The 17440-nt window shown below is 58.5% G+C and carries 18 protein-coding genes; 11 read left to right on the top strand and 7 right to left on the bottom strand.

Features of this window, described 5'->3' with window-relative positions:
- Positions 1 to 28 precede the first annotated feature (28 nt).
- From GJU83_RS01515 to GJU83_RS01495, 5 genes are all read right to left on the bottom strand, one after another.
- Positions 29 to 940, bottom strand: a complete 912-nt coding sequence (locus GJU83_RS01515) for an AAA family ATPase (protein WP_153633522.1) — start codon at positions 938 to 940, stop codon at positions 29 to 31.
- Between the two features lie 7 nt (positions 941 to 947).
- Complete coding sequence (locus GJU83_RS01510) at positions 948 to 1871, bottom strand: carbon-nitrogen hydrolase (RefSeq protein WP_153633521.1); 924 nt, start codon at positions 1869 to 1871, stop codon at positions 948 to 950.
- Positions 1871 to 2920 (bottom strand): agmatine deiminase family protein, encoded by a 1050-nt coding sequence (locus tag GJU83_RS01505; protein WP_228715139.1) that lies wholly within the window; start codon positions 2918 to 2920, stop codon positions 1871 to 1873. Before GJU83_RS01505 ends, GJU83_RS01510 begins: the two co-directional genes overlap by 1 nt.
- 100 nt (positions 2921 to 3020) lie before the next feature.
- Positions 3021 to 3323: a hypothetical protein gene (locus GJU83_RS01500; protein ID WP_069183393.1), complete on the bottom strand. Its 303-nt coding sequence runs from the start codon at positions 3321 to 3323 to the stop codon at positions 3021 to 3023.
- Positions 3324 to 3418: 95 nt separating this feature from the next.
- Complete coding sequence (locus GJU83_RS01495) at positions 3419 to 4006, bottom strand: PilZ domain-containing protein (protein WP_069183394.1); 588 nt, start codon at positions 4004 to 4006, stop codon at positions 3419 to 3421.
- A 129-nt stretch (positions 4007 to 4135) separates the two neighbouring features.
- Between GJU83_RS01495 and GJU83_RS01490 the strand changes: the two genes are divergently transcribed.
- Positions 4136 to 5377 (top strand): lipoprotein-releasing ABC transporter permease subunit, encoded by a 1242-nt coding sequence (locus tag GJU83_RS01490; RefSeq protein WP_069183395.1) that lies wholly within the window; start codon positions 4136 to 4138, stop codon positions 5375 to 5377.
- Between the two features lie 13 nt (positions 5378 to 5390).
- The gene (gene lolD / locus GJU83_RS01485) at positions 5391 to 6080 is read left to right on the top strand and encodes a lipoprotein-releasing ABC transporter ATP-binding protein LolD (protein WP_069183396.1); all 690 of its coding nucleotides are present in this window, start codon (positions 5391 to 5393) and stop codon (positions 6078 to 6080) included.
- Here lolD and GJU83_RS01480 read toward each other — a convergent pair.
- Positions 6068 to 6613 (bottom strand): DUF2062 domain-containing protein, encoded by a 546-nt coding sequence (locus tag GJU83_RS01480; RefSeq protein ID WP_069183397.1) that lies wholly within the window; start codon positions 6611 to 6613, stop codon positions 6068 to 6070. The genes lolD and GJU83_RS01480 overlap by 13 nt on opposite strands.
- A gap of 81 nt (positions 6614 to 6694) precedes the next feature.
- On the opposite strand from GJU83_RS01480, the gene GJU83_RS01475 reads away from it, so the two are divergent.
- The 9 genes from GJU83_RS01475 to murB all read left to right on the top strand — a co-directional run bounded on the left by GJU83_RS01475 (position 6695) and on the right by murB (position 15620).
- Positions 6695 to 9127: a DNA internalization-related competence protein ComEC/Rec2 gene (locus GJU83_RS01475; protein WP_069183398.1), complete on the top strand. Its 2433-nt coding sequence runs from the start codon at positions 6695 to 6697 to the stop codon at positions 9125 to 9127.
- A 72-nt stretch (positions 9128 to 9199) separates the two neighbouring features.
- A complete protein-coding gene (locus GJU83_RS01470; RefSeq protein WP_069183399.1) occupies positions 9200 to 9826 on the top strand; it encodes a flagellar polar localization protein PocA in 627 nt (208 codons plus the stop codon).
- A 5-nt stretch (positions 9827 to 9831) separates the two neighbouring features.
- Entirely contained in the window at positions 9832 to 10257 is a 426-nt protein-coding gene (locus GJU83_RS01465) for an ExbD/TolR family protein (RefSeq protein ID WP_069183400.1), read from the top strand.
- On the top strand, positions 10254 to 12032 hold the full coding sequence (gene msbA, locus GJU83_RS01460; protein ID WP_083231777.1) for a lipid A export permease/ATP-binding protein MsbA: 1779 nt from the start codon (positions 10254 to 10256) through the stop codon (positions 12030 to 12032). Before GJU83_RS01465 ends, msbA begins: the two co-directional genes overlap by 4 nt.
- Positions 12029 to 13075, top strand: a complete 1047-nt coding sequence (gene lpxK / locus GJU83_RS01455; RefSeq protein ID WP_069183401.1) for a tetraacyldisaccharide 4'-kinase — start codon at positions 12029 to 12031, stop codon at positions 13073 to 13075. The genes msbA and lpxK overlap by 4 nt, the downstream gene beginning before the upstream one ends.
- Before the next feature lie 19 nt (positions 13076 to 13094).
- Positions 13095 to 13283 carry a Trm112 family protein gene (locus GJU83_RS01450; RefSeq protein ID WP_064230163.1) on the top strand — a complete coding sequence of 63 codons (189 nt, stop codon included), beginning with the start codon at positions 13095 to 13097 and terminating at the stop codon, positions 13281 to 13283.
- Positions 13284 to 13310: 27 nt separating this feature from the next.
- On the top strand, positions 13311 to 14105 hold the full coding sequence (kdsB, locus tag GJU83_RS01445; RefSeq protein ID WP_069183402.1) for a 3-deoxy-manno-octulosonate cytidylyltransferase: 795 nt from the start codon (positions 13311 to 13313) through the stop codon (positions 14103 to 14105).
- Positions 14098 to 14577: a low molecular weight protein-tyrosine-phosphatase gene (locus GJU83_RS01440; RefSeq protein ID WP_069183403.1), complete on the top strand. Its 480-nt coding sequence runs from the start codon at positions 14098 to 14100 to the stop codon at positions 14575 to 14577. Before kdsB ends, GJU83_RS01440 begins: the two co-directional genes overlap by 8 nt.
- The gene (murB, locus tag GJU83_RS01435) at positions 14574 to 15620 is read left to right on the top strand and encodes a UDP-N-acetylmuramate dehydrogenase (RefSeq protein ID WP_069183404.1); all 1047 of its coding nucleotides are present in this window, start codon (positions 14574 to 14576) and stop codon (positions 15618 to 15620) included. Before GJU83_RS01440 ends, murB begins: the two co-directional genes overlap by 4 nt.
- A gap of 57 nt (positions 15621 to 15677) precedes the next feature.
- Here the strand turns inward: murB and GJU83_RS01430 are convergent, their stop codons facing one another.
- A complete protein-coding gene (locus tag GJU83_RS01430; protein ID WP_069183405.1) occupies positions 15678 to 17411 on the bottom strand; it encodes a proline--tRNA ligase in 1734 nt (577 codons plus the stop codon).
- Positions 17412 to 17440: the final 29 nt, after the last annotated feature.

The following is a 17440-nucleotide window of genomic DNA, read 5'->3' as shown; positions in this document are numbered from 1 at the left end:
GCCAATTCCGCTTATAAAACCTTGCTATTTACTCAAGCACGGAAACGGTTGCCAGCAGCTGACGAACCCTTTCCGCACTTTTGCCGGACTCGCCCTGTTCGAGGCGGTGGGCTGCTACTGCTGGGAAAACCGCCTGAATGTCGTCGGGCAACACGTGATGCCGTCCTTCCATGAGCGCCCAGGCCTTGGCGGCCCGGACGAGTCCCAGGCCGGCGCGGGGCGAAAGCCCGTACAGAAGGCCCGGCATTCTCCGACTCTGTTCCAGCAACCGCTGCACGTAATCGAGAAGCGCCGGGCTGGCGGTTATCCTGGTTACACCTTCCTGCAGGGTTTTCAGGTCGGCCTGGGAGAGCAGGATGGGAAGCTTTTCGGTCATGGTGCGGCGGTCTTCGCCTTCCAGCAGTTCCCGTTCGGCCCGGGGGTCCGGGTAGCCCAGGTGAAGGCGCATAAGGAACCGGTCCAGTTGGGACTCAGGCAGTGGGTAGGTTCCTCCCTGCTCGATGGGGTTCTGGGTGGCAATCACAAAGAACGGGTGGGGCAGTGGACGGGTCTCGCCCTCAATGGATACCTGCCGTTCTTCCATGGCTTCCAAAAGGGCACTCTGGGTACGAGGTGATGCCCGGTTAATTTCGTCAGCCAGAACCACCTGGGCAAAGATCGGCCCAGGATGGAACACCAGGCTGCCGGCCTGCTTGTCGTACATGGAATAACCAAGCACATCCGCGGGAAGCAGGTCGTTGGTGAACTGGATTCGCTGGTAGCTCAGCCCCATCACCTTGGCCAGGGCATGGGAGAGGGTGGTCTTGCCCATGCCGGGGATGTCTTCGATCAGCAGGTGCCCTCGCGCCAGTAGCCCGCACAGGGCCAAACGCACCTGTTGCTCCTTGCCCAGAAGTATCTGGTTCAGTTCACTGACTACTGTATCAACCAGTTTTTTCATTCCGGCCTCAGTCCCTTACGCGTTTGAGGATGTCGCCATAGGCGTCGATGCGACGATCTCTCAAATACGGCCAGATCCGGCGAATCGATTCACTGCGGGTGCGATCGAGGCTTACAGACAGAATGCACTCGGAGCTGTCATCGCCCCGGGCAAGGAATTCACCCTGCGGTCCGCAGATAAAACTGTTGCCCCAGAAACGAATGCCGTCACTGTGTCCGGAGGGGTCCGGTTCTGTGCCGACCCGATTCGGCGCCACGACAGGGAGATTATTGGCAACCGCATGGCCTCTCTGGACGGTGACCCAGGCTTCCAGTTGACGCGCCTGCTCATCCGGGTCATCGGTCACATCCCAGCCGATAGCGGTGGGGTAGATGAGCATCTCCGCTCCGGCCAAGGCCATCAGGCGGGCAGCCTCGGGGTACCACTGGTCCCAGCAAACCAGCACGCCCAGCCTGCCAACAGATGTATCAATGGGCGTGAAGCCGCTCCTGCCATCATTGAACTGGGCGTCACCCGGGGTGAAGTAGAATTTCTCGTAGAATCCCGGGTCGTCCGGAATGTGCATCTTCCGGTACAGCCCTGCCATTGAGCCGTCTTTCTCAAATACGACGGCAGTGTTGTGGTAAACGCCGTTCATCCGCCGTTCAAAAATGGAGCCAACCAACACTATACCCAGTTCGCGGGCCAGATCGGAGAGGCGATTGCTGGTGGGGCCGGGAATCGGCTCGGCTAATTCGAAAACGGCCGTATCTTCAGTCTGGCAGAAGTAAAGGGTGGCGTGGAGCTCTTGCAGAATAACCAGGTCTGCGCCACTGGCTGCGGCTTCGCGAACCAGTTTTTCGGTAACGGCCAGGCTGGCTGCTTTGTCACTGCTGCAGGCCTGCTGGATGGCAGCAATGTTGATCTGGTTCTTGCGCGCTTCTCTGCTCATTAACTGACTACTCCGGCCGGGATTTGCATGGTCACACAGTGAAGGCTGCCATGCTGGTAAATCAAGGGCCGGCAATCAATCGGTATTATCTCCCTGGACGGGAAAATCTCTTGCACGACAGTAATGGCGTCTTCGTCCTGCGGCACGTCATACACCGGAAGCAATACAGCACCGTTGATGATCAAGAAATTTGCGTAGGTAGCCGGCAGGCGTTCTCCGTCTTCATCATAAATGGCATCGGGCCAGGGCAGAGCCGTCAATCGATAAGGAGAGCCGTCGGCCTGGCGAAACTCCTGGAGCTCTTCTTCCATGGCCGCCAGCGCACTGTAGTGCTCGTCGGCGACATCGGGGCAGGCTACATAACAGATATGATCCGGTGCGCAGAATCGGGCCAGGGTATCGATATGGCTGTCGGTGTCGTCGCCGGCAAGGTAGCCATGGTTAAGCCAGAGAATCCGCTGGACGCCCAATATTTCTGAGAGCAGTTGCTCTATGGCTGTCCGGTCCATGGCAGGATTTCGGGTCGGGGTCAGCAGGCATTCAGACGTTGTCAGCAAGGTGCCCTGGCCATCCGATTCAAAGGAGCCGCCCTCAAGCACGAAGTTCACCTGCTGCATCGCGGTTGTGCCGAATACACCGGCGTTGAACAGGTGAGTGTTCAGCGCATCATCTTTTTCCGACGGAAACTTTCCGCCCCAGGCGTTGAACCGGAAATCCAGCAGTGCCGGCCCATCATCGGTCAGGATGGTAATCGGCCCATGGTCTCTCGCCCAGGTATCGTTTGCTGGCGCTGGAACGGTCTTTACACGGCCAGGGAGCCCGTTCTCCTCAGCGTAGAGATTCAGCTGCTGCTCAAGCTCCTGGAGACGTATCACATGTTCGCAACTTACAACCAGATGCTCGTGTCGGAGAACGGCTTTCGCAATATTTTCGAAGACCGGCTCCACCTCTTCCATAACGCCTGCCCAGTCTGTTCCCGGATGGGGCCAGGTCAGCATCACGGCACTCTGGGGAGCCCACTCGGCGGGCAACACTCGTTTGGTTGTCACTACGTCACCTTGAATCATAAAAGACGGCATTCTAACCAACGATTGGTTGAACGTCAGGACATAAGGAAGGTATTTCCGACCCGAACAGTCCCTCGGGCCCTCAGCGATTATGTTTGAGAACGGTATGGATAACCCGGTTGCCTTCGAAATACACCACGAAGTTCTGGTAATGCCACTGGGTGATCGGTGGCTGGCCTACCGGGCCCTGAATTTCCATGGGCGCACCCCAGGAAGCGCGGACTGACGACTGGCTCATTCCCGAGCCGGGAAAGCTGGCCTGGTCACGATCGGCCTGGGAGCCAACCGGCACGCGGACTTCTTCAGCTACCGCGGACGTCATCGGAAGAAAGGCCAGTGTGGCAGTCACTGCCAGTGCGCCGAACAGGGTAGTTTGTTTTCTCATTGATGGGTCTCCATGAAAACTGGCGTCCTCAGAAGGACATGGATAAAGCGTAATATCCGAAAAAGACTAGCAAAAGTCACCCGTTTTTCCCCAGTCTACTCTTTTTGGCGCTGTCGAATCTGCCACCGCATCACATGCCGTGCGATTTGTTGGCGATCGCCGTCATCAATCCGGGAAAATTCGGTGTGGACCCTTGCCCCGCCTGAGGAATCGGGGTGTACCTCAATCACGCGGGCATGTGCCTGTGGTTGGAAAAGTTCGGGCGGGAGGGTCATCCGGACAGCAAGCCGGTCTCCGGGATGCCAGGCAGGGGTGCTGCTGAAGAATGACAGGCCGCCTTCGCTCAGGGTTACATCCTGCCAGTCCTCAGGTTGCAACGGATTTTGCTCAAAGGCCATAATGCGCGCAAGCGTGTCCAGCTTGCCGTTCAGGGATTTGATCAGTCCGGTAAGCAGTCGGTCTTTTTCGGCAAGACTGGCAAGCTGGGATTTTACGTCCTGGTCCAGCCGCCTGAATTCCGCTTTCAGGCTTTCAAGATGGTCGCCATCGAAGGCATTCCCGTCCAGTGGGGTGCCAGGGGCCAGCTTGCGGATCTCCAGGCCGATCCGGTCTTCAATGCGGTAAAAGTCCCGGCGTTCGGGGGAATAGTCCACCGGTTCGTTTGGAATGTCGGACGACTGCATCGCGGCTCCGGAAAACTGAATTTTTATTGGTACATAACAGTTTAGCAGTTTCCCTCCGTGCTGGAAGACAGAAGGTACCCGGGAAAACCAGACCACGACAGACCGGAAGGTAGCAACAGGCACCTCTTCATGTTCAGACCCTTATCATTTTACATTGGCTTGCGATACACGGCCGCCAAGCGCCGCAATCACTTCATATCCTTTATTTCACTGACTTCGATGATCGGGCTGATGCTTGGAGTGGCCGTGCTGATCATTGTGCTGTCCGTCATGAATGGCTTCGACCGGGAGCTCAAGCAGAGAATTCTCGGGATGGTGCCCCACGCCACCATACAGGGCGCCGGTCCTCTGGATGATTGGCAGTCGGTGGATGCGCGCGTGCAGCAGCATCCCAGGGTGCTGGCCGCGGCCCCTTTTATTCAGGGGCAGGGGATGGTGACCGGTGGCGGTAATGTTCGTGGCGTTATGCTCAATGGTGTTCTTCCAGAAGAAGAGCGCACGGTGTCCATCATTGAGAACCATATGATCGAGGGAGGGCTGGACGATCTGGTCTCCGGCGAGTTTGGCATCATTATCGGTCGCTTGATGGCGGCCAGCCTTCGGCTGCAGGTGGGTGACAAGGTGACTGTCGTGCTGCCGGAAGCCTCGGTGACCCCGGCGGGAGTGCTGCCAAGGCTCAAGCGATTTACGGTGAAGGGCATTTTCAGTGTCGGTGCTGAACTGGATGGCAACTACACGCTGATTCATATGGATGACGCAGCCAAGCTTATGCGAACCGGGGGCAAGGCGGAGGGCGTTCGTCTGCTGGTGGATGATCTGTTCGCAGCACCCAAGGTTTCGCAGCAGGCGGCTGAGGCGTTGGGCGGCCGCTATTACGTATCTGACTGGACCCGCACCCACGGCAATCTTTTCCAGGCCATCCGCATGGAGAAAACCATGATCGGTCTGCTGCTGATGTTTATCGTTGCCGTAGCGGCCTTCAATATCGTCTCCACACTGGTCATGGTGGTCACTGACAAAACCGGAGACATCGCGATCCTCAGGACCATGGGAGCAACGCCGGGTCGGATTATGCGCATTTTTATCGTCCAGGGGGCGGTCATCGGTATCTTCGGAACCATCGTTGGTACAGCGCTTGGAGTTTTTGGTGCACTTAATATCAGTGCCTTTATCTCCTGGCTGGAGGGGGCGCTGGGCCACCAGTTCCTGAGTGCGGACGTTTACTTCATCAGCTACCTGCCATCCCAGTTGCAATGGCAGGATGTTTTCATAATCAGCGGCGCCGGACTTGCCATGAGCCTTTTGGCAACCATATACCCGGCCTGGCGGGCCTCGAGGGTGGATCCGGCGGAGGCGCTTCGCTATGAGTAAGGAACATGCCGCTATGGCGCATTCTGCACCGGTGATCGATTGTCGTCAGGTAACCCGGACCTATAACGAGGGCCCCGGAAAGCTGACCATTTTTTCAGATATTTCGCTGGAAGTTGCCCAGGGCGAGACCGTAGCCATCGTTGGCAGCAGCGGTGCCGGTAAGACAACCTTGCTAAATCTCCTGGGCGGGCTCGACAAGCCGTCGTCCGGCCAGATTGCTATCTGCGGTGAGGACATCCATCGGCTATCTGAAGCTCGGCGGGCAAGGTTCCGCAACGCCCATCTGGGGTTTGTCTATCAGTTTCATCACCTGTTGCCGGAATTTACCGCGCTTGAAAACGTCATGATGCCGTGCGCATTGGGTGGCATGGCCGTCTCGAAATCTCGGGACAAGGCAAGCAGTTTGCTGGAACGGGTGGGTCTTGCAGAACGGCTGGATCACAAACCCGGCGAGCTCTCCGGTGGCGAACGCCAACGGGTGGCCATTGCACGGGCACTGGTAAATGAGCCGGACTGCGTGTTGATGGATGAGCCAACGGGAAACCTCGATGAGCATACCGGCGAGGGGGTCCAGGCCCTGATCGAGTCCCTGAGGGATCAGCTGGGCATTGCCTTTGTCATGGTAACCCATGACATGAAAATGGCCCGGAGTCTGGGGCGGGTCATGCGCCTGGAGCAGGGCCGGCTGATTCAGGAAGCTTGATCAGCAGCCCGGCGGCGTCGCAATCTTGCGGTTCGGCGCACTTGCCAGTCCGAGCGGATTTTCCTGCGCCAGAGATACTGGATGATCAAATAGGCAAGGCAGGCTGATATGGTTGCGACCACCAGTGAGCCGAGGTAGAGCGGAATGCCGATATCCAGCAGCCGCTCGCTGATCCAGGACCAGGACAGTTCAAACTCAAAGCTGAGTACAGGTCGGTCCAGGGCCCAGGCGCCGATTTTGTAGTTGAAATAGAACATCGGCGGCATGGTCACCGGGTTGCTGATCCAGACCAGAACCACCGACAGTGGCAGATTGGCATTGAACCAGATAGCGAAGAAGGCTGCGGCGAGCATCTGGAAGGGCATGGGAATAAAGCAGAACCAGATACCGACCAGAAACGCCCTGGCAACACTGTGCCGGTTGATGTGCCAGAGGTTTGGTTCATGAAGAATATCGCCCAGAAAGCTCAGCGACTGCATCGCTTGCACCTTCTCTGGTGAGGGCAGATAGCGTTTCATGAACTTCTTTGGCATTGGAAGTTCTGCCTTTAAACGGAGTTAGTATACCGGCACATCGGATGTCGCCGGTGTTTATGACAAACAGGAGGACAAGGATTGTCCGGAAGTCTCAACCGACCGGTATGCTCGTATGGCAAGTCCGGTTCCGCAGTAGTGGGCGTTGTCGCCTTCTCTTGTGGCGTTATCTTACTGTATTGGTTGTCGATACTGCCACCTTCCGAGTGGTTGCTCGCCGCGATATTTCTGCTCGCCGTTGCCCTGTCCTGTTCTCTTTCGACGCTTGCCTCTCGGCTAACAGTGTTCGCCCTTGGTCTTTTCCTGGGGCTGTTCTGGGCCTCCTGGCATGCCGGAGACCGTCTTTCGACCGTCCTCCCGGCCAGCCTGGAAGGGGAGCGCCTCTCGGTTTCGGGATACCTGTGCGACATTCCTTCTCCCGGAAGCTTTAACAGTTTACGTTTCAGTCTTTGTGTCACCCACTGGCACAACCTTCCCATCGAAGCCGGGCAGGAAGCAAGGATGCCGGACCTGCTCAGGCTGGCCTGGTATGGTCGCGGCAACCAACACCTTCCCGGCGCCCGGCTGCGGTTGGACGTTGCTCTCAAGCGTCCCCACGGCACGCTGAATCCTGCCGGTTTCCGCTATGAGGACTGGCTCTTCCGGAAAGGGTATCGTGCCACGGGAAGCGTCCGGAATGTTCGGTTGGACACGACGGTAGACTGTTCGCTGCACTGCCAGTACCGGCGCCTGCATCTTTCGCTTGAACGCTGGACGAGGGAGCAGTTTGGCAGCGCCACGCACTTTCCGCTGGTTGCCTCGCTGTTGATTGGCCATCGCGGGCACATGGAGCAGAACCACTGGGATGTGCTCACGGCGACCGGCACCATTCACCTGGTGGCGATTTCGGGCCTACACCTCGGTCTGGTGGCCCTGGGTGCCGGTTTTGTATGCTGGCGGCTGTTACTGGTATGGCCGGCGCGATGGGTCAGCGATGAGGCGAGACGCGGGATCGCATTCACCTCGATTGTGCTTTGTTGTCTGGTTTATGCGCTGGCCGCCGGCTTTACCGTGCCCACCCGACGCGCCCTCATCATGGTTATCGCAGGTGGGTGGCTGATTCTGCTCAGTCGTCAGACGCCGGTGTGGCAGGCGTTTCTGGCTGCTCTTACAGCCGTTCTTGTACTGGATCCCTTTGCGCCCCTGGATCAAGGGTTCTGGTTGTCATTCATCGCTGTCGCCGTGTTGATAGCTGTGTTCTCGGCGCGGCTGGCGGGAACGGGACCGGTGACCGGGCTCGTTGTTGCGCAGCTCGCCGTCTTCGGCGGTTTATGGCCAATCCTCGAAGTGTTCGGCCAGGGTCAGCCTCTGGTTGGTCTGCTGACCAATCTGGTGGCCATTCCGTGGGTATCTCTTGTGGTCATGCCGGTGCTAGTGACCGGAGGGCTGGTTACTGCCTTGGTCCCGGGCGCTGCCCAGGTGTTTGTGCCAGTGTTCGATTGGGCACTGGGCGTGCTCTGGAACGTTCTGACATGGTTCTCGGAGTGGCAGTCGCCGGACATTGAGGCCAGCCTTGCCGAGGTAGTTGGCTGGGGGTTGCTGGCCGTTACGCTGGTATTCGTGCCGTTTACCGGATTCCGGTTGGTTGCCGCTCTGTTGGCGGTGTTCTGGTTAATGGTTCCGGGCCAAGCCTTGATGAAGAACCCCTATCTGCGCACACCGGAAATACGGGTCTGGGATGTGGGGCAGGGCCTGTCGGTACTTATCCGTGATGGCCATGAAGCCCTGGTGTACGACACCGGTCCCGCCGTTCCGGGTGTGTTTTCGGCTGTTGAATCAACCCTGCTACCGAATCTGGCGGCTGAAGGCATACGTCGGATCCACACCCTCCTAATCAGCCACGCAGACAGTGATCATGCCGGCGGGGTAGCCGAACTCACCCAGAAGATCGAAGTCGGGCAAGTTATCGCTGGCGAGCCGGTGGCCGTCAGACAGCAGGTCGCCGATCGGCCTGTTTCGGGCTGCAAGCGCTCAAACCAGAAGCTGGGCGGCCTGGTTCTGGAGTTCTGGCAGGGAGAGGTTGCGAGAGAAGGTAACGATGCGTCCTGTGTGCTGCGGATTTACCATCCAGAATCAGGCACCGAATGGCTGCTGCCGGGGGATATTACCGACCACATGGAAGCCCGGTATCTGGCTTATCTTGCTGATCGAGAGGATTTTCAGGCGCCGGTTACCCGGGTGCTTGTGGCACCACATCATGGCAGCAAAACGTCATCCTCAGAAGCCTGGGTTCGGGCGTTGAAGCCGGATCAGGTTATCTACACTGCCGGGTATCGCCACCGGTACGGCCATCCTCACCCGACGGTAACCGCTCGCTATGCCGCGATCGGAGCCGTTTCGTTCAATACAGCCTGTTCTGGCAGCATAGTGATGACCATCGAGGATAACCGGTTGGTGTTGAAGGAAATGCGCCATGGGACGCCATTCTGGATTGGCGGCCCGGGACTCGCCCGGGACCAATGTAAAATACCGTGACATTGCAGGTGTGGCCTCCACCGGTAGCTATGCTAAAGTAGCGCGGCTTGCAAACAATGAGGGAGACCAAGCGTGTTCGAGCTGTTGAAAGCCGGTGGCATTCTGATGGTGCCAATTGTTGCCTGTTCCATTCTGGCGCTGGCCATCATTCTGGAGCGTATCTGGACTCTTCGCGCTTCCAGGGTAGCGCCTCCCCAGACCATTAACGAATTATGGCGCTGGATCAAGAAAAAAGAACTCAATGGCCGGAAGCTGAAAGCCCTGCAGGGTTCCTCGCCCCTGGGTCGGATTCTGGCCGGTGGCCTGCTCAACGCAAAGCATGGCCGCGAAATCATGAAAGAGAGCATCGAGCACGAGGCCAGCCAGGTCATTCATGATCTCGAGCGCTTCCTGAACCCTCTGGGTACTGTGGCAACCATTACCCCTCTGCTGGGTCTTCTGGGCACCGTTATTGGCATGATCAAGGTGTTTGCCGAGATCCAGCTGGCCGGGGTCGGCAACGCGGGTAACCTGGCGGGCGGTATCTCCGAGGCGCTGATCACCACGGCTGCCGGTCTGAGCGTGGCCATTCCGGCGCTGATCTGCCATCGCTATTTCATCCGCCGGGTGGATGAGCTGGTTGTCGGTATGGAGCAGGAAGCCATCAAGCTGGTTGAGGTAGTACACGGAGACCGCGAAATCGACGTGGAAGGAGCCTGAACGCCGTGAAGTTCAAGCGCCAGAGAAGCCAGGAAGTCGGGGTAGACCTGACACCATTGATTGACGTGGTGTTCCTGCTGCTGATTTTCTTCATGGTTTCCACAACCTTTACACGGGAAAGCCATTTGCAGGTGGAGCTTCCCGAGGCCAGTGGCGAGCCCGCGCCGGCGTCGGAAGTCCAGCAGATTGACGTGGTGATCAATGCCGAGGGGCAATACATCCTGAATGACCGGACGCTGGTCAACAATCGGCGCGAGACCCTTGAGCGGGGTGTGCGTGAGCTGGCTGAGGGCAACAATTCGCTCCCGTTCATTATCACCGCCGATGCCCGCACTCCCCACGAGTTTGTGGTTCGGGCCATGGATGTCGCCGGGCGGCTGGGATTCGCCAAGCTCAGCATTACCACTGAGCGGGAGGCTGAGAGCCCGTGAAGGTAACCGAGCCTCTGCCCGACCCCTCGGCCGGGTTACCGGCAGGTAGTTGGGAAACCTACAAGCGCCTGCTTGCCTATGTTAAGCCGTTCCTCCTGGCGTTCTCCCTGGCGGTACTCGGCAACATCATCTATGCCGCCGCCTCAACCGGCATGGCGGCTGCGATGGAATACGTCATTGCCGCCATCGAGAACCCCACCGACCAGAACCGCCTGATGCTCACCCTGGTCATAGTAGGGGTGTTTGCATTCCGGGGCCTGGGCACCTTCCTGAGCCAGTATTTCATCAGCTATGTCGGTCGCCAGGTCATCAATGCACTACGCAACGATGTATTTGATCGCCTGATGACCTTGCCCTCCCGCTACTTTGACGACAATGCAGCCGGGCGCCTGGTCTCCAAGCTTACCTTCAACGTGGAGCAGGTGGCGGAGGCCACGACCAACGCTGTGACCATCACGCTTCGCGAAGGCCTGACCATCGTTGGTCTGCTGGGCTACATGTTCTACACCAACTGGAAACTCACGCTGATTTTCCTGGCAGTAGGGCCACTTATTGCCGCCGTTGTCAGCTATGCCAGCAAGCGTTTTCGCAAGATCAGCAAGCGCATCCAGGGGTCCATGGGCGACATCACCCACGTGGCCTCGGAATCGATTACTGGCTACCGGGTTGTTCGGACTTTTGGTGGCGAGGATTACGAACGTCAGCGTTTTCAGGAGGTTAATGAAAAGAACCTCAAGCAAAGTCTGAAGATGGCATCGACTCAGGCGATCAGTGTTCCGGTGATTCAGGTGCTGGTGGCCATTGCCATTGCCGGTCTGGTCTGGATGATGCTGGCGCCGGAAATCCGTGGCGAAATGACCACGGGGCAACTGGTTGCTTTTATTACGGCTGCGACCACCATGGCAAAGCCCATCCGGCAGGTGACCTCGGTCCACGCAAAGATTCAGAAGGGTGTTGCTGCGGCCTACGATGTCTTCGAAACCATTGATGAATCCCCGGAGCAGGATCCGGGCACTTACGCACCGGATCGCGTTGATGGCGATATCGAGTTTGATAACGTCGCGTTCAGTTACCGTGATCAGTTGGACAATGTTCTGGAAGGCATCTCATTGAGCATTCCGGCAGGGCAGAGCGTGGCTCTGGTCGGTCGCTCCGGGAGCGGAAAGTCCACGCTGGTGAGTCTGTTGCCGAGGTTCTACGAGTATACCGGCGGCGACATCCGGATCGACGGCCATTCGCTCCGTGATTTTTCCCTGAAAGCCCTGCGGAAACAGATCGCGCTGGTCACCCAGAACGTTGTTCTGTTCAACGACACCATCGCTGCCAACATCGCCTATGGTGCGCTGAGAGATTGCAGCCCCGAGGAAATTCGGGAAGCCGCCGCCAAGGCCCATGCTCTCGAGTTCATCGACCGCATGCCCGAAGGCCTGGACACCATGATCGGCGATAACGGTGTAATGCTCTCGGGTGGGCAGCGGCAGAGGCTGGCCATCGCCCGGGCACTGCTGAAGAATGCACCGATTCTGATCCTTGATGAGGCCACTTCGGCGCTGGATACTGAATCTGAACGCCATATCCAGGAGGCGCTGGAAACGGTGATGCAGGGCCGTACCACACTGGTCATCGCCCATCGCCTTTCCACTATCGAGAAAGCCGACAGGATTCTGGTGATGGATAACGGACGCATTGCAGAGTCCGGGCGCCATGACGAACTCCTTGCGGCTGGCGGCGCTTACGCGCAACTTCACCAGATGCAGTTCAGCGAGCAGCCATGAGTGGGGTGAAATCCGCCCTGAGTTCGCTGGTTGAACGTCTCTGGTATGGCAGCAAACGGCCCTTGTTTTTTCTGACGCCGTTGTCCTGGCTGTACCGAAGCATCGCCGAGGCTCGTCGCCGCGCGGCCTGGGAAGCACGGGATGCCTCACTGCCCGTTCCGGTGATTGTGGTTGGCAATATCACCGCAGGCGGAACCGGGAAGTCGCCGCTCACCGCCTGGCTGGTCTCTGAACTGGCATCTGCTGGCTGGCGGCCAGTGATCCTCAGTAGGGGGTATGGCGGTGATGCGGGCCAATACCCTCTTGAAGTCACGGCGGATACCAGCCCCGTCAAAGCCGGTGATGAGCCGGTCATGCTGGCGCTCAGCACCGGTTGCCCGGTCGTGGTTGATCCTCGCCGGCGACGCGCAGCCGATTACGCTCTCGAGAACAACCTCGGTGATGTGCTGATCTGCGACGATGGGCTCCAGCATTACAAACTGCCCAGGGATCTTGAGCTATCGGTATTTGATGGGCAGCGTGGCATCGGCAACGGCGCCCTGATCCCGGTTGGTCCCCTGCGAGAGCCGGTTTCCCGGCTCGCTTCCGTGGATTTTGTTATCGTAAATGACAAGCAGCTCCCGGAGCAGGCTCTGGAGAGCTTTGCCGGCGTTGACCATCCGGCCATCTATTCCATGGTTCTGGAGCCGACGACCTTGGTCCACCTCAAATCGGGGGCGTCCAGAGCTGTGGGCGACCTGAAGGGAAAAACGGTTAAGGCGGTTGCGGGTATCGGCAATCCGGCCCGGTTTTTCGATACGCTCAGGGCGCTGGGTGCTTCGGTGACCGAGTCGGCTTTTCCGGATCATCACCGGTTCCGCCCGGAGGATCTGACAACCGAGACCGATGAATGGATTGTCATGACGGCAAAGGATGCGGTGAAATGCCGGGAGTTCGCGCCCGAGAATGCGTGGAGCCTGGTGGTCGAGGCCAGGTTGCCGGGGCCGTTCCGGGATGCGTTTCTGGCCCGGGTTCGTCTGTGTTCCGAGCCTATAACTTCGTGATTTCAAGTGAGTAAGCAAGATGGATAAGAAACTGTTGGCAATGCTGGCCTGTCCAGTGTGCAAGGGCGATCTGAAGCTCAACGAGGACAGAACCGAGCTGGTCTGTTACCAGGACGCCATGGCATTCCCGATCCGTGAGGGAATTCCTGTAATGCTGGCCACAGAGGCCCGGACCCTGTCCACCGATGAGCGTCTGCACAAGCGCTAAACCCAAGTCCACCGGGGTAGTTACGTCATGTCTTTTACCGTTGTGATTCCGGCTCGCTATGCCTCCAGTCGTCTGCCAGGAAAGCCGCTGGCGGACATTGCCGGAAAGCCCATGATCCAGCACGTTTGTGAGCGTGCTGCGGAAAGCCGGGCAGACCGGGTGGTTGTGGCCACCGACGATGAACGAATCCGCTCCGCTTGCGAAGGCTTCGGTGCCGAGGTGGTCATGACATCCCCCCATCACGCCAGTGGCACTGACCGCCTCGAAGAAGTCGCTCGGGAACTCGGGTTTGCAGCCGACCACCGGGTAGTCAACGTTCAGGGCGACGAGCCACTGATTCCACCGGAACTGATCAATCAGGTGGCAGACAACCTTGAGTTTCATCCGGAAGCCGCAATTGCAACCCTGTGTGAACGAATCCATGACCCGGAGCAGGTCTTCAATCCCAACATTGTAAAGGTGGTGTTTGATCACCAGGGGATGGCGCACTATTTCAGCCGCGCGCCGATTCCGTGGGCCCGGGACCAGTGGCAGGAAGGAACACCGTTGACGGGCGTCGACAGGTCTCTGCCAGACAACATCGGGTATTTCCGGCACATTGGCATTTACGGCTATCGCGCGTCGGTTCTTGGTGAGTTTGTGAGCTGGGCGCCAGCCCCTACAGAGGTTACCGAATCACTGGAACAGTTGCGGGCGCTATACAATGGCGCCAGGATCCATGTGGATGTGGCCGCCGTGAACCCGCAGGGTGGCATTGATACAGAGGCTGATCTGCAAAGGGTGCGCCACTGGCTGGAAAGGAGAGAGATCGACCATGGCTGAACCGGTAAAGGTGCTTTTTGTTTGTCTGGGGAACATCTGTCGCTCGCCCACTGCCGAGGGTGTGTTTCGTTCCCTGGTCGCGCAAGCCGGACTCGCGGATCAGATATACATCGACTCGTGTGGCACCGGACACTGGCATATTGGCAAGAGCCCGGATACCCGCGCCCAGGAGGCTGCCCTGCGCCGGGGTATCGATATCAGCGGATTGCGGGCACGTCAGTTCAGTCCGGAGGATCTCGATACCTTTGACTACGTACTAGTCATGGATCGCCAGAATCTTGCCGACATCAAGGATGTCTGGCACCAGAACGGCGGCACCCGGCCAGCGCTATTTCTGGAGTATGGCCGCTCGGCCCATCACGAAGTGCCAGATCCCTATTACGGCGGTGAGGAAGGGTTCGAAACCGTGTTGGATCTGATAAACGAGGCTGGCGAAGGCCTGCTGGCGGATATCCGGGGGCGCCTGGCTTGAAGCAGCGGCCGGAAATCCAGGAAAACGTCGAGCTGGAGGCACTGAACACCCTACATGTGCCCGCCAGGGCTCGTTTTTATGTGAAGGTTCACACCTCCGATGAGCTGGTCCAGTCTCTAAACTGGGCTGCCTCCGAAGACCTGGAAGTGCTGATTCTCGGTGGTGGAAGCAACCTAGTATTCGCGGGTGATTTTTCGGGGCTGGTGGTTCGCCTGGCCATTCGTGGTCGCCGCTGGGAGCACATTGAAGATCACAAGGCTACCCTGGTTCTCGGCGCAGGTGAGAACTGGCATGAGGCGGTCCTATATGCCACCCGTGCCGGTTATCGCGGCATTGAAAATCTTGCGCTGATTCCCGGAACGGCGGGTGCCGCTCCGGTCCAGAATATTGGTGCTTACGGGGTCGAACTCTGCGATTGTCTTGAATCGGTTACAGCCCTGGACCGCAAGACTGGTGAGCTGGTCGTTCTCGAGAACGCGGAGTGCCGGTTCGCTTACCGCGACAGCCTGTTCAAACAGACTCCGGGCCGTTACGTCATCACTGAAATTCGTCTGGCTCTGTCGCGCACGCGGCCCCTTGTGCTCGGGTATCGGGATCTGGAGGAATACCTTGCTGATACGGCGGAAACCGCTCTTGGCCCGTTGCACGTGGCGGAGGCTGTGATGGCAATCCGTCGCCGCAAGCTGCCGGATCCAGACATCATTCCTAACGCCGGAAGTTTCTTCAAAAACCCGGTGGTGGATAGCGCAACGTTTGAATCTCTCAGGGAACGTAACCCCGATATTGTGGCTTATCCTCAGGAGCAGGGCGTCAAACTGGCGGCGGCCTGGCTCATTGATCAAAGTGGCTGGAAGGGTTTCCGCAATGCCCGGGTGGGCGTTCATAACCGGCAGGCTCTGGTTTTGATTAACCATTCGGGCGGCACTGGGGCCGACATACTCAAGCTTGCTGAGAAAATTCGTCAATCCGTGGCGGGGCGGTTCGGAGTCACTTTGGAACTTGAACCGGGAATCGTGGGTGGTACGGGAAAAGAAAACCCCTGACAGCACCCTTGCAGCCGGGTGCCGTCAGAGGTTCGCCCGCCGGCGGCGGGCATGTGGTTAAAGCCCTTTGCGAGGCGAGGCGTTTACCAGGAAGGGCAGCGCTTCAGCCACCGGCACATCCTGTTTCTCCGCATCCCTCCGGCCTTTGTACTCAAGCGTACCGGCAGCCAGACCGCGTTCGGACACCACGAACCGGTGCGGGATACCGATGAGTTCCATATCGGCAAACTTCACACCCGGACGCTCTTTCCGGTCATCCAGAAGCACGTCGTAGCCGGCCTGGCGCAGCTGCTCGTAAAGCTTTTCGCCGGCTTCGGCAACCGTGGGTGATTTGTGGGCGTTCAGTGTGACGATGGCCACCTGGAAAGGCGCAATGGCGTCCGGCCAGATGATGCCGTTTTCGTCGTGGTTCTGTTCAATGGCTGCAGCAACAACCCGGGAAACGCCGAGGCCGTAGCAACCCATCTCCATGGTCACGGTCTTGCCGTTCTCATCCAGAACCGTGGCGTTCATGGCGGTACTGTATTTGTTGCCGAGTTTGAAGATATGCCCGACCTCAATCCCGCGCCGGATCTCCAGAGTGCCCTTGCCATCCGGGCTGGGGTCGCCCTCAACCACATTGCGCAGGTCCTCCACGCGATCAAGCGCCACGTCTCGCTCCCAGTTCACGCCAGTCAGATGGAAACCTTCACGGTTGGCGCCGCAGACAAAGTCGGCCAGGTGAGCCGCACTGCGGTCAACAATGACCGGTAAGTTGAGCTTTACCGGGCCGATAGACCCGGCCTTGCAGCCCACGGCCTGTTCGATTTCCTCATCGGTGGCCATGGTCAGAGGCTCGGCGACGCCGGCCAGGTTTTCGGCCTTGATTTCGTTGAGGGTGTGATCCCCTCGGAGAACCAGTGCAACCAGGCCGGAATTGCCGTCTTCGTCCGCCTCGGCCTTCACCAGCAGAGTCTTGACCGTGCGAGTGGGATCAATGCCCAGCAACGCTGACACCGCCTCGATGGTTTTCTGGTCCGGCGTGGCAACTTCCTTCATCTCTTCGGCCGGCGCAGGGCGGGTACCGCTCGGAGCTACCGCCTCGGCTTTCTCGATGTTGGCCGCGTAATCACTGTCTGTGCTGAACACGATGTCATCTTCGCCGGAAGACGCGAGCACATGGAACTCGTGGGACGCACTGCCGCCAATGGCGCCAGAGTCCGCCTGAACCGCACGGTAATCCAGACCGAAACGGTCGAAGATGGCGCAGTAGGTGTGATGCATCAGCTGATAGGTTTCGTTCAGCGATTCTGGGTTAAGGTGGAACGAGTAGGCATCCTTCATCAGGAATTCCCTGGCCCGCATCACGCCGAACCGGGGGCGTCGCTCGTCCCGGAACTTGGTTTGGACCTGGTAGAAGTTGGCCGGCAGCTCTTTGTAGCTGCTGATCTCATTCCGGATCAGGTCAGTAATTACCTCTTCATGGGTCGGCCCGAAGCAGAAATCCCGGCCATGACGATCTTTCATCCGCAGCAGTTCGCCGCCGTACTGGGTCCAGCGCCCAGACTCCTCCCAGAGCTCTGCCGGTTGGACCGCCGGCATCAACACTTCCTGGGCACCACTCTTATCCATTTCTTCACGAACAATCCGCTCAACCTTACGCAGAGTACGCAGGCCCATGGGCAACCAGGTGTACAGCCCGGCGGCCAGTTTTCGGATCATGCCGGCGCGCAACATCAACTGGTGACTGATGATCTCGGCGTCAGCGGGGGTCTCTTTCTGGGTGGCAATCAGGTAACGGCTTGCTCGCATCGTGTCTTCCGTTTGTAAAAAATCTGAAG

This window comes from Marinobacter salsuginis, from assembly GCF_009617755.1.
In the GTDB taxonomy this organism is placed as follows: domain Bacteria; phylum Pseudomonadota; class Gammaproteobacteria; order Pseudomonadales; family Oleiphilaceae; genus Marinobacter; species Marinobacter salsuginis.
This window is presented reverse-complemented; position numbering and strand designations above follow the sequence as displayed.